Source organism: Bradyrhizobium sp. 521_C7_N1_3 (genome assembly GCF_052075975.1).
Taxonomy (GTDB): domain Bacteria; phylum Pseudomonadota; class Alphaproteobacteria; order Rhizobiales; family Xanthobacteraceae; genus Bradyrhizobium; species Bradyrhizobium japonicum.
The window spans coordinates 2,526,852-2,539,058 of the sequence record NZ_CP197232.1 but is presented as its reverse complement, the minus strand read 5'-3'; the positions used below and the strand labels follow the sequence as shown (position 1 = coordinate 2,539,058).

Below are 12,207 nucleotides of genomic sequence, written 5' to 3'. Positions count from 1 at the left end.
GCGCATGGACCAGAACCAGTTCCTGTTCCTGCTCGGCGGCCTGAAATGGACGCTGGCGCTGTCGGGAATCGGCTTCGCGCTCGGCTCGGTCGCCGGCCTCGGCGTCGCGCTGGCACGCACGTCGGGCCAGCGCTGGCTCGAACGCGGCGCGGCCGCCTACATCGCACTGTTCCAGGGCACGCCGCTGCTGATGCAGCTGTTCGTCGTCTATTACGGCCTCGCGCTCGCCGGGCTGAAGCTCGATCCCTGGGTCTCCGTCTCGATCGGCTTCACCCTGCATGCCGGCGCCTTCCTCGGCGAGATCTGGCGCGGCTCGATCGAGGCCGTGCCGCGCGGCCAGGTCGAGGCCGCCAAGGCGCTCAGCCTCGGCTATCTCGATCGGATGAAGGATGTCGTGTTGCCGCAGGCGATCCGCATCTCGCTGCCGGCGACGATCGGGTTCCTGGTGCAGCTGATCAAGGGCACCTCGCTTGCCGCCATCATCGGCTTCACCGAGCTGATGCGCGCCGGGACCATCGTCTCCAACCAGAACTTCAAGCCGCTGCTCGTGCTCGGCCTGGTCTGCGCGCTCTATTTCGCGCTGTGCTGGCCGCTTTCGCTCTATGGCGCCTGGCTGGAGCGGCGGCTCGTCACCGCCGCACGATGAGGAATTCAACACCAAGGAGGAATTGATGACCAAGAGCATGACAACCCGGTTCAATCGCCGTCACATGCTGGCGCTCGGCGCCGGCGCGATCGCCTCGCCGTTCGTGCTGTCGCGCGCCGCCTACGCGGTGACGCCTTCGGAGATCAAGGCGCGCGGCAAGGTGCTGATTGGGATCCAGGGCGACAATCCGCCCTGGGGGTTTGTCAATTCCTCGGGCAAGCAGGAGGGCCTCGACGCGGACCTGTCCGAGCTGTTCGCAAAGGAGCTCGGCGTATCCGCCGAATTCACGCTGCTCGCCGTCGCCAATCGCATCCCGGCGCTGACGTCGGGGCGCGTCGACATCCTGTTTGCGACCATGGCGATGCTGCCGGAGCGCGCCAAGGCGGTGCAATTCTCAAAGCCCTATGGCGCCAACATCATCACCTTCATCGCGCCGAAGGAGATGGAGATCAAATCGCCGGTCGACATGGGCAAATACGTCATCGGCGTCGCGCGCGGCAGCGTACAGGACACCGACGTGACCAAGGCGGCGCCTCCCGGCACCACCATCCGCCGCTTCGACGGCGATGCGCCGACCATGCAGGCGCTGCTGTCCGGGCAGGTGCAGGCAGTGGGCGGCAACATCTTCTACGTTCCGCGCCTCAACGAATCCAAACCCGGCGCTTACGAGAACAAGCTCGAATTCACCAAGCTGTATAACGGCGCCTGCACGCGGCTCGGCGAGAAGGAGATCAACGCCTTCGTCAACGGCTTCATCGACAAGATCATCGCCAGCGGCGAATGGGCCAGGATCTATCCGAAGTGGATGAACAACCCGCTGCCGGCTTTCCCCGACAGCATTGCCGGCATCCCCTTCACCGTCAGCTAAGTGAGAATGCCATGTCGGTCGCAGCCACGGCGGACACGATGATCGCGATGCGCGGTGTCAACAAATGGTACGGCACATACCAGGTGCTGACCGACATCAACCTGGCGGTCCGTGCGAGCGAGAAGATCGTTCTGTGCGGGCCGTCCGGATCGGGCAAATCCACCCTGATCCGCTGCATCAACGCGCTGGAGAGCTACCAGAAGGGCGAGATCGTCGTCGACGGCATGCATCTGGGCAGCCAAGGCAGGGCCGTCGATGCAGTGCGCCGCGAGGTCGGCATGGTGTTCCAGCAATTCAACCTGTTTCCGCACATGACGGTGCTGGAGAACTGCACGCTGGCGCCGATCCGCTCTCGCGGCATTCCGCACCCGGCAGCCGAGGAGACCGCGCGGCGACTGCTCGACCGTGTGAAGATCCTCAACCAGGCGGACAAATACCCGGCACAATTGTCCGGCGGTCAGCAGCAGCGCGCGGCGATCGCGCGGGCGCTCTGCATGGAGCCCAAGGTGATGCTGTTCGACGAGCCGACCTCGGCGCTCGACCCGGAAATGGTCAAGGAGGTGCTCGACACCATGATCGGGCTTGCGACCGACGGCATGACCATGATCTGCGTCACCCATGAAATGGGCTTCGCCCGGCAGGTCGCCGACCGCGTGATCTTCATGGCGGAGGGACGGATCGTCGAGGAGGCGGAGCCGGAGATCTTCTTCAGGGCCCCGCAGCACGAGCGCACCAAAAAATTCCTCGGCGAAATTCTGCCGCATCATTGACGCCGCCACGACTTCCTCTCCGCGACCGCCCCGACCTGCCCCCGCGCCTTGATGAATGAAGGCACGGAACGCTCACGCCGCGCCAGCTTCGCACCAGCTTCGCACCAGAAACTGCCGCAACGGGACGCTAGGGTCGCGCTCGGTGGATCCCGCAGGCACGGCTGAACGCGAACTGACGGAACGAGAAGGCAAGTGCGATGGACGTCTCCTTCGCGTGACTGAGCATCAGTCAGCAATTTTGCGCTGTCTCCTGTTCCGTTTCTGGTCAGCTTATGAATCGTCAAGAGCGTCGGGCCGCGGCCAAGCAACAATCCAAGACGGTCGCACCTCGACTTTTGCCGCGGCATCTGGAGGCCGCGAAACAGGGCAAATCGCTGTTCGATCTCGGCCGGTATGCCGAAGCCCTGGAATGCTTCGACCTGTTCGCGAAGTTCAATCCTGACGTCGCGGCTCTGCATCAAACGCGCGGCCTTTGCCTGCAACGCCTGGGCCGGCTCGAGGAAGCGCAGGCCGCCTTCGAGAGGTCCATTGCGCTGAACCCCGGCGAGGCGGAGACGCACAAGAACCTCGGGACGCTTCATGCGAGATTTGGCCGGTTCGAGCGGGCCTTGGCGAGCATCGATCGCGCGCTCGAACTTCGTCCGAACTTTTCCGCAGCGCTCAACGAAAAGGCGCGGGCGTTGTGGAGCCTGCAATTGCGGGACGAGGCTCTCGCGGCCTTTCGCAAATCGCTGGCGGTCGACCCGGGCAATGCGGACACGATCTGGAATCTCGCGCTACTGCTGTTCGATCTCGGCCGGCACGCGGAAGCTCTCGAGGCCTTCAACGCCGCCGAGCCGCTGAAGCCGAATTCCGCTGCCCTGTATCAGAAGCGCGGCGCATGCCTCCGGGAGCTGAACCGGTTCGAGGAAGCGGAGGCCGACTACGCGAAGTCGATCGAGCTGGACTCCAGCCAGGAGGAAGCGCACAACAACCTCGGCTCACTTCACTGGAAGCATGGCCGCATCCTGCAGGCATTGGCGAGCTTCGATCGCGCGCTCGAACTTCGACCGGATTTTGCCGCGGCGCTTTCCAACAAGGCGCTGATGTTGCTGAATCTGCTGTCGCTGGATGAAGCCTTCGCGGCCTTTCACAAGTCCCTGGCGATCGATCCGAACCATGCGCCGGCGACCTTCAATCTGGCGACGCTTCAGCTTCTGACCGGAGACTTCGAGCGTGGGTGGCTCGGGCGCGAAGCGCGCTGGCGAATTCCCTCTTTCGGTTTGGTCGATCGCGGTCATCCCCAATCCCTTTGGCTCGGGGACCGGCCAATCGCGGGCAAGACCATCCTGCTATATTGCGACGAGGGCCTGGGCGACTCGATTCAGTTCGCGCGCTATGTGCCCATGGTGGCCGCGCTCGGGGCTCGGGTCATCCTGGGGGTCCAGCCTCCGATCCAGCGGCTCCTGACTGACGTGCCTGGCGTCGCGATGTGTATCGGCCAATCGTCTGCGACGTCGCTGTCATTCGACCTGCACTGTCCGCTTGGAAGCCTGCCGCTGGCGTTCGGGACCCGGCTCGATACGATCCCGTACGCGCAAGCCTACCTTCCCGCGCCTCCGGCGGCGTGCGTGAAGGCCTGGGAAGACCGGCTCGAAGCCCGGCTTGGCCCCCGCAAGCGCTTCCGCGTCGGTCTCGTCTGGTCGGGAAATCCGGACCACAACAACGATCGCAATCGATCGATGGCGCTGCGCACGCTTGCGCCTCTCCTGGATTGCGACGTCCAGTTCGTCAGCCTGCAAAAGGGCGCCCGCGAGCAGGACCGGGCCTTCCTCGGCGAACATCCCGACATCGTCGACCTGACGGATCAGATCACGGATTTCACCGACACGGCCGCATTGATTGGCTGCCTCGATCTGGTGATCTCGGTCGACACCAGCGTCGTTCACCTCGCCGGCGCGCTGGGCGCCCCGGTCTGGACGTTGTTGCCCTTCAACCCGGATTGGCGCTGGCTGCTCAACCGCGACGACAGCCCGTGGTATCAATCCATGAGGCTGTTCCGCCAACCGGAGATAGGCGACTGGGCCAGCGTCGTGGACCGCGTTCGCGTCGAGCTCGAGCGCCTGGTTTCCGCATGGCGGCCGGAAGCACGGTCACACCAGAGCAAAGCGTCGTCCCCCAGCACACAGGATGCGCTGCTCTCGAACCAGCTCGGCAATCAGCTCTGGCAACTCGGGCGCACGGACGAGGCTGTGCTGCATTTCCAGCGGGCGCTGGAGCTGAATCCGCAATATCTGGAGGCGGCGAACAACTGCGGCATGCTGCTGTTTGATCTCGGCCGGTACGCGGAAGCCCTGGAATGCTTCAACGTCGTCGAGAAACTGAATCCAAATTCCGCAGCTCTCTATCAAATGCGCGGCGTTTGCCTGCTGGAGGTTAAGCGGTTCGAGGAAGCGGAGGCCGACTTCGAGAAGTCCATTGCGCTGGACTCCAGCCTGGCGGAGACGCACAGCAACCTCGGCTTGCTTCATTCGAGATTGGGCCGAATGGAGCAGGCCTTTGCGAGCATCGATCGCGCGCTCGAACTTCGTCCGGAGTTTGCCGCAGCGCTCGCCAATAAGGCAGTGGTGTTGTTGAATCTGCAATTGCCGGATGAAGCTCTCGCGACCTTTCACAGATCCTTGGCGGTCGACCCGCACGATGCGCGGACGATCTGGAATCTTGCGCAGCTTCAGATGCTGACCGGAGACTTCGAGCGAGGCTGGCTCGGGCGCGAAGCGCGCTGGAGACTCTTTCCGGTCGATCGCGGTTTTTCCCAATCCCTCTGGCTTGGCGACCAACCGATCGAAGGCAAGACCATCTTGCTTTATTCCGACGAGGGATTGGGCGATACAATCCAGTTCGCGCGCTATGTGCCCATGGTGGCCGCGCTCGGGGCTCAAGTGATCCTGGAGGTCCAGCCTCCGGTCCAGCGGCTGCTGGCCGATGTGCCCGGCGTCGCAGAATGTATCGGCCGCCCGTCTGCGACGTCGCTGTCGTTCGACCTGCACTGTCCGCTTGGAAGCCTGCCGCTGGCGTTCGGGACGCGGCTCGATACGATCCCGTACGCGCAAGCCTACCTTCCTGCGCCTCCGGCCGCGCGCGTGAAGGCGTGGGAAGACCGGCTTGAAGACCAACCTGGCCCCCGCAATCGCCTCCGCGTCGGTCTTGCCTGGTCGGGGAACCCGGATCACACCAACGATCACAATCGATCGATGACACTGCGCACGCTTGCTCCCCTCCTGGAGTGCGACGTCCAGTTCGTCAGCCTGCAAAAAGGCGTTCGGGATCAGGACCGGGCCTTCCTCGGCGAACGCCCTGACATCGTCGACCTGACGGAACAGCTCACGGATTTCGGCGACACGGCGGCGCTGGTTTGCTGCCTCGATCTGGTGATCTCGGTCGACACCAGCGTCGCTCACCTCGCCGGCGCGATGGGCGCGCCGGTCTGGACGATGTTGCCTCTCAACCCGGACTGGCGCTGGCTGCTCAACCGCGACGACAGCCCGTGGTATCGCTCCATGAGACTGTTCCGGCAACCGAAGAGAGGCGACTGGGCCAGCGTCGTCGACCGCGTTCGCGTCGAGCTCGAGGGCCTGGTTTCCGCGCGGCGCAGCCGTGACGGTGCGAGCGACGAGCTTGCAACCGCACTTGCGGGCCCCCTCACGCCTCCACCCGATACAGCCTCCACCGCTCCGGCACGCCCTTGAGCTGGTGCATGCCGTGATCCCTGAAGCTGATCGTCGATTGTGCCTTCAGCAAATCCTTGACCGCGCTCGAGACCAAGACTTCGCCGGCCCGCGCTTTCGCGGCGACGCGGGTGCCGATGTGGAAGGCGAGACCGACCATTTCGCCACCGCTGATCGTGTACTCGCCCGCATGCAGGCCGACCCTGATCTCTAGCCCCAGCGTGCGCACCGCCTTCTGGATCGCGGTCGCGCAATTGATGCCGGCCGCCGGCGCCTTGAACGTCGCCAGCACGCCGTCGCCCGTCGTCACGACTTCCTTTCCGCGCGAGCTCTTCAGCTCCTTGCGGACGGCTGCGTAATAATGGCCCATCACCTTGGTCCAGCGCGCATCGCCGAGCTTCGCGGCCTTGGCGGTCGAGCCGACGATATCGACGATCAGGATGGTGGCGAGCGCCCGCTTGAGATCGGTGCCGCGCTCGGCAGGGCGGCGCCGGAGCGCGATAGCTCCGGCCAGCGGCTCATAGCGATGGCTGCGGCGCCGCGCGATCGCGGCCTTTGCGTAATCCTGGGCACGCTGCGCCGTGCCGCATCGAACTGTCTTCTCCTGCGGCGAGCGCGTCCAGTAGACCTTGCGCCCGGCACCGGTGCCTTGGACCTCCACGCCGCCCCACTTCAGGAAAACCGCCGAGCCGACGCGCCTGACACACCACGCCTTCGACGTGTATCCCGATACGTTCGACTGATGAACTCCGATGCGAAGGAATTTTGGCATGAACGCGCGGCCAGTCGACGGAACGTTTGGGCGGACCTGCGACCAACGTATTCGCACATTCCTGCATTGGCAACAGGGCTCCTCGTACCCTACGCTCCCCTGCGAGCCTCCTGCTTGCCGATCGAGCAGCGCCACGCCGCGAGACGTTCGGCTGGATGCTGCGCCATCCATTCGGCAAGCTGCGGCGCTCCCATCAGACAGGACTGCATCGTCACGTCAGCGAAATCCGAGGTCGTGACGATCTGCTCGCGGCAATCTGTCGGCGACGCGAGGCTGCAGAGCACGGCAATGATCTTGATCATGTCACAAGAGCTCCTTCGACGTGCTCGGGCTCTGCGTCGCCGCCCGAGTGGTCGACCGCGGCTCGACGGGCCGCTCGCCGTCAGGATCGCCCGGCGGAAACACGGCGTCATAGATGGCGCGTGCTTCGCGGATCAGCCGCTCGCGCTCGCGCTCGGCCCTTGTGATCAGTCGAACAACTTCGCCCATATCGGCTCCACGGGGTAGCAAGAGAGGGAAACTGACCAGACGCCCCTGGTTGGGCGACCGGCTCACCGCGCAACCCGCAATCACGGGTACGATTCGTATCGCGTGCCGGCCGAACGCGCCGATGACTTCGCCGCATCGACGCTTGATGCCTTTTCGGCGCGCCGCTGATAGTCATTGGCCAGCATCTCGAGACGGGCCGCGACCGCGATGTCCGTCATGGTCCGGGCCGCGCGCAGCAGGCTCTGCGCCGTCTCGAGATATTCCTTTCCTCGTCGTGACATCTGCATGGTCATAGGCGCCTCGCGCGGTTTTCTGAAAACATGTCGACAACGGACGGAAATCGACCGAACCAGTCGCGCTCACCCTGCCGGCGCGTCGCCAAACGTTCGACGCACTTTTTCGAGCAAAGGGGCTTTCGCCAAGAGTAGTAGCGGATCAGGCCAAACTTGCCGTCGCACGCGGCACAGCGAGCGGTTCGACTTCCAGAAACTTGGGAACAGTTTGGCATTGTCGTCTCCTCTTGTGGTCGCGTCCGATGTGTCGATCACCTTTTCTGTTGCATCGAGGCAGCCGCATCGACTGTCCTCGACCAAATCTTGCGGCACCAATCGCAACGCCGCCAGTGAAGCCAACCTAGGCGTCCTGCGCGAACATATCTTTCAACAACGCGTCCGATATTGCCCATAAGCACGACTTCCATCGCGCGCAGGGGACGCACCCCGACAACTGCGCGTTTGCGCGATCGCCCGATTCCGGAACTGGATCGACGTCACGGCGACGCAGGCATGCACCGTCAATCACGGCACATCGAGGCCATGACGGGCGGCGATGGCGACCGTCGTTCGGAGAAGTCGGGGTGTGCGGGACGATGGCCGATGAGGATCAGGACTTCTTCGCCATGCCGCGCAATCGGCGGCGCGCGGGTGATCGGCAATCTTGCGTCAGCGAGAATTCAACCGGACGGCTGCGGCGAGCAGGCCGCCTCAGCCGTGAAACGCAAACAGCTCGATCGGATCGCTGAAGCCGCGCACCTCGTATTTGCCGACATGCTCGAGCTCGAACTCCCGCTCGACCAGCTCGGCGAACGCGCGCGAGAGCAGCACCGGTCGTCCCAGCTGCTTGGTCAGGGCTTCGAGACGGGAGGCCATGTTGACGGCGGGACCGATGACGGTGAAGTCGAGCCGGCTGGACGATCCGATATTGCCGTACATGACGTCGCCGACGTGGACGCCGATGCCGTAGTTCAGCGGCGCGCGGCCGGTCCCGTTGTTCCGTTCGTTCAGCGCGGCCATCGCCTGCCGGGCTTCAGTCACGGCGCGAAGCAGGTTTGCGCAGGCGCTGGGCTCGCTGAGCGGGAAAATGGCGAGCAGGCCGTCGCCGATGAATTTCAGGATTTCGCCGCCGTGCCGCGCGATCGGCTCCGACATCGCGTCGAAATAGTCGTTGAGGAGATCGATGACGTCGTCGCGCGGCCAGTTGTCCGAGATCTTCGTGAAGTCACGGAGGTCGCAGATCATGATCGCGGCACGCACCGTCGTGCCGGTCCCGCGCCGCGTGGCGCCGGCCAGGATCAGCTCGCCGGCATGCGACCCGACATAGGTCTCCAGCAGCGTGCGCGCCAGGCGGTTCTTGATGCGGATCTCGCTGACCAGCGCCAGCACCGGCAGCAGGTTCTTGAGCGCAACGAGATGCGCGTCGTCGAAGCCGCCGGGGCGATCGGTCGCGAAGGTGACGAGATGGCGCTTGCCGAGTGTGTGATGGAGCGGCCAGGCGACGTAGTCGGTCAGACCTTTCGCGCGCATCTCGTCATAGACCGCGTGCCTGCGGCCGAGCGACGGATCGCCTTCGAGGTTCTCGCGGAGTTCGCTCGCACCGTCCAGCATTTCGCTGACAGGGCTGCCGATAAACTCGGATCGCTCGAGCACGTCGAAGTCGACCCGCGAAATCTTCGCCTCGCGCATGCCATCCAACCACATGAAGGCAGCGCCGAGCCATTGTGGATGCTGGATCCGGACGTGCATCGTCGACCGCTTGAGCGGAATGCCCGCCTGCTGGAGGCGGATGCACATCTCGGCAAAGATGTTGTCGATGAAGCGCTCGTCGCGCGTGCCGTTGGTCAGCCAGTCGACGACGCCGTCGGACAGCGTGGTGGGGCGATTTTGGTCTGGCGCGGTCATATCCTGCCCGTTCATATCGTGGCGTGCGCGGCGGTCCGCATGATCAGGGCAGATATCGTGCTCCGGCGCCGCGGCGTCAACCTAGCCAGGTGCATGGATTGTGCGCATCCGCCGGGCGGTTGCGATCTAGCCGACGATCTGAATCGAGCCCAGTACCGCCAGCCCCGAGACGAGTCCCAATCTGGACGCCTCGGTCAGCTCGACCTTCAGCGTGCTGCCGGCGGGGATGACGATATCCTCGTTATTGAGACGAATGCTGCATTCGCCGGAAACCGCGTAAACCAGATGGGTGCCGGCGGACAAAGGCCGCTCGCCGGGTTCCCTGAGTGTCAGCAACTCGATCTCCGCCGCACCGCGCCGGGCCATCAGGTTGACGACCTCGACGGGACCCGCCTCGAGCGCGGTCACGATCTCCATCTCGCCGGTGAAGCGCACCGTCGTAAAGGGTTCACGCTCGTCAAAATCCTGCGTGGGTGACTTCAGCACCAGCCCGTGCCCGCCGACGACCATTTGCAGGCGGTCGATGCCGGGCATGTAGGAGAAGGGACCGGGCGCCACGATCGGCGTGGAAGCAAAGCGCCAGAGCAGGCTGTCCCAATCCTTCGCCGGCGCGTCGGCGCGATGCGCGTCCGCGATATCGGTGAAGATGCCGCCGCCGTTCTTCCAGGGCGAGCGGGTGTAGTCTTCGGACTTCAGCAGCGTGGTTTTCATGTCTTCAATTTATCCGGGAAAGCATGTGGCCGAGATCGCCTGCGCATCATGCGCGGGTTGGGCCGGCTTTGCCAACCGGTTTCACCAGCGATGAACTGCCGTCACGCCTTGGCGTCGAGGTTCAGCCTGGTGCTCAACTCGTTGACGAGCGAATCCACGAACTGGTTCTGATAGGCCGAGATGCCGTTGAAATAGACCGGGCCGCCGGACTGCACCAGCAGGCCGCCGCCGGACACTTCGGCATCCTTGGCGCCGCTCTCGGATTTGGTATCGAGCTTGCCCATGGCGTCGTCGAGCTGCGCGGCGGTCTTGTCGTCCATCTCGCCATTGGCCTGGAGCGTGGCGAGCAGCGCCTGGTAGGCACTGCCGAGATCGGCTCCCGTCCCCGTCTCCGCCGTCGCCGAGAACGTGCCGTTGGTCTTGCCGCTGTAGCTTTTGTAGGTCAACGTCTCCGTGGTGGTGCCGTCGCTGTTGGTTCGATTGTCGAGCAGCAGCTCGAACGCGTTGCCATAGGCGCCCGTCGTCAGCATGTTCGGATCGTTCGGATTCTTGTTCTTGCTCGCGCCCGTCTTGTCGGAGCCTGCGGTCCAGTTCGGCGGGACGGTGTAGCTGACGTTGGTCACGGCTTCATTCCTGAGATCATTGCGCGGAAACATTCAGCAATTCTTGTGCCAGCGAAAGCGCAGTTGATTCCCATTGCGTTTCCTCGTCGAACCGACGCGGATTTCGCATGACACTGCAAAAATTGCCCGGCAGTTTGATCCCATCGCGGGATTGAGCGAGGCTTGCGCTCGTAGCCCGGATGGAGCGCAGCGCAATCCGGGACGATCTCACCACGAGGACAGAATCCCGGATTACGCTTCGCTCCATCCGGGCTACAAGTCAGGCGCGTGCCTCACTCCCCCTTGCCGCCCTTGAGCTTCGGCAAGGTCTCGACGATCTTCTGCTTGCCGTCGACGATCTCGGCGAGGAAGCTGGCGCGGTCGATGTCGCCGTTCTGGTCCCAGCTTGCCTCCATCAGCATACCAGGGGCCTTGTCGGGCGTCACGGTCAAGCCCTTCATCGCGGCACCAAAAGCCTTGCTGTCGAACTTGCCGATCTTTTCGGTGACGTATTTGACGAGATAGACCGCGGTGTATCCCTTGATGCCGTTGTGGTCGGGCCGGTACTTGTAGCGCGCGCCGAACTTCTTCGTGAAATCCTCGATCGCCGGCACCGGCGCATCGGCGGACAGGCCGACATGGCCGCGCACGCCATTTGCCGCGGGGCCGGCGAGCTCGACCACCTTCTGGCTGAGCAGCGTGGTCTCGCCGAACAGCGGCGTCGTCAGACCCTGCCGCTTCGCCTCGATCAGGAAGCGGGCGCTCTCCTCCTCGTTGGTGTAGACGAAGGCGGCATCCGCCTTGGCGCCCTTGAGCTTGATCACGTCGGAGCCGAAATCCACCTGGCCCTGCTCGGTGGAGATATCGGCCGCGATCTCGATGTTGCGCGCCTTCATCTCCTTCACAAAATTGTCGTGGCCGCCCTTGCCGAAATCGTTGTTGACCCACAGAACCGCGACCGTCTTCACCTTGAGCTTGTCGTGCAGATAGTTGGCGATCTTCGGCATCGAGAATTGCTGGCCGAAGGCGGTGCGGAACACCCAGGGGTTACCTTGCGTGGTGATGTCGGCCGCCTCGGCGCCGACGATCTGCGGGATCTCGGCGGCTTGCGTCAGCGCCATGTTGACCTTGACCGAGCCGGAATAGATCGGCCCGAGCACCACATACGGCTCCTTGTCCAGGACCTTCTGCACCTGCGCGCGCGAGATGCCGGGATTGCTCTGGGTGTCCAGATGCTCGGTCTGGATTTTTCGGCCGAGAATGCCGCCCGCATTGTTGATCTCATCGACCGCAAGCGCGACGCCGTCGCGCCAGTTCGTGCCCGACACCGCGCCGGGCCCGGACAGCTCGATGACATCGGGGATGTAGACCGTGCTCTGCGCGCTGGCTGCACCAGTCCACGACGATGCTGCGAATGCGATGCCGAGTGCCCCTGCAAGATGCCTCATGATGTCCTCCTCCCCTT

At 64.0% G+C, this 12,207-nt stretch carries 13 protein-coding genes; 4 read left to right on the top strand and 9 right to left on the bottom strand.

The window, feature by feature from the left end:
• Positions 1-4 precede the first annotated feature (4 nt).
• The 4 genes from AB7008_RS11455 to AB7008_RS11440 all read left to right on the top strand — a co-directional run bounded on the left by AB7008_RS11455 (position 5) and on the right by AB7008_RS11440 (position 6,012).
• Positions 5-646 (top strand): amino acid ABC transporter permease, encoded by a 642-nt coding sequence (locus AB7008_RS11455; protein ID WP_304492868.1) that lies wholly within the window; start codon positions 5-7, stop codon positions 644-646.
• A 25-nt stretch (positions 647-671) separates the two neighbouring features.
• Entirely contained in the window at positions 672-1,514 is an 843-nt protein-coding gene (locus AB7008_RS11450) for a transporter substrate-binding domain-containing protein (RefSeq protein ID WP_304492867.1), read from the top strand.
• Between the two features lie 11 nt (positions 1,515-1,525).
• Entirely contained in the window at positions 1,526-2,284 is a 759-nt protein-coding gene (locus tag AB7008_RS11445) for an amino acid ABC transporter ATP-binding protein (protein ID WP_304492866.1), read from the top strand.
• 272 nt (positions 2,285-2,556) lie between these two features.
• Positions 2,557-6,012: a tetratricopeptide repeat protein gene (locus tag AB7008_RS11440; RefSeq protein ID WP_441258826.1), complete on the top strand. Its 3,456-nt coding sequence runs from the start codon at positions 2,557-2,559 to the stop codon at positions 6,010-6,012.
• Here AB7008_RS11440 and AB7008_RS11435 read toward each other — a convergent pair.
• From AB7008_RS11435 to AB7008_RS11395, 9 genes are all read right to left on the bottom strand, one after another.
• Positions 5,966-6,763: an adenylate/guanylate cyclase domain-containing protein gene (locus AB7008_RS11435; RefSeq protein WP_014497602.1), complete on the bottom strand. Its 798-nt coding sequence runs from the start codon at positions 6,761-6,763 to the stop codon at positions 5,966-5,968. The two genes, AB7008_RS11440 and AB7008_RS11435, sit on opposite strands and share 47 nt — an antisense overlap.
• Positions 6,764-6,852: 89 nt before the next feature.
• On the bottom strand, positions 6,853-7,065 hold the full coding sequence (locus AB7008_RS11430) for a hypothetical protein (protein ID WP_028158981.1): 213 nt from the start codon (positions 7,063-7,065) through the stop codon (positions 6,853-6,855).
• 1 nt (position 7,066) lies between these two features.
• The gene (locus AB7008_RS11425; RefSeq protein WP_041955056.1) at positions 7,067-7,252 is read right to left on the bottom strand and encodes a hypothetical protein; all 186 of its coding nucleotides are present in this window, start codon (positions 7,250-7,252) and stop codon (positions 7,067-7,069) included.
• Positions 7,253-7,332: 80 nt separating this feature from the next.
• Complete coding sequence (locus tag AB7008_RS11420) at positions 7,333-7,545, bottom strand: hypothetical protein (protein ID WP_441258825.1); 213 nt, start codon at positions 7,543-7,545, stop codon at positions 7,333-7,335.
• A 66-nt stretch (positions 7,546-7,611) separates the two neighbouring features.
• The gene (locus tag AB7008_RS11415; protein ID WP_248881542.1) at positions 7,612-7,884 is read right to left on the bottom strand and encodes a hypothetical protein; all 273 of its coding nucleotides are present in this window, start codon (positions 7,882-7,884) and stop codon (positions 7,612-7,614) included.
• Between the two features lie 351 nt (positions 7,885-8,235).
• Positions 8,236-9,429: an adenylate/guanylate cyclase domain-containing protein gene (locus AB7008_RS11410; protein ID WP_248881541.1), complete on the bottom strand. Its 1,194-nt coding sequence runs from the start codon at positions 9,427-9,429 to the stop codon at positions 8,236-8,238.
• A 126-nt stretch (positions 9,430-9,555) separates the two neighbouring features.
• Positions 9,556-10,140: a HutD/Ves family protein gene (locus AB7008_RS11405; protein ID WP_441258824.1), complete on the bottom strand. Its 585-nt coding sequence runs from the start codon at positions 10,138-10,140 to the stop codon at positions 9,556-9,558.
• Positions 10,141-10,241: 101 nt separating this feature from the next.
• Positions 10,242-10,796 (bottom strand): hypothetical protein, encoded by a 555-nt coding sequence (locus AB7008_RS11400; protein ID WP_441258823.1) that lies wholly within the window; start codon positions 10,794-10,796, stop codon positions 10,242-10,244.
• Positions 10,797-11,035: 239 nt separating this feature from the next.
• The gene (locus AB7008_RS11395; protein WP_441258822.1) at positions 11,036-12,190 is read right to left on the bottom strand and encodes an ABC transporter substrate-binding protein; all 1,155 of its coding nucleotides are present in this window, start codon (positions 12,188-12,190) and stop codon (positions 11,036-11,038) included.
• Between the last annotated feature and the right edge of the window lie 17 nt (positions 12,191-12,207).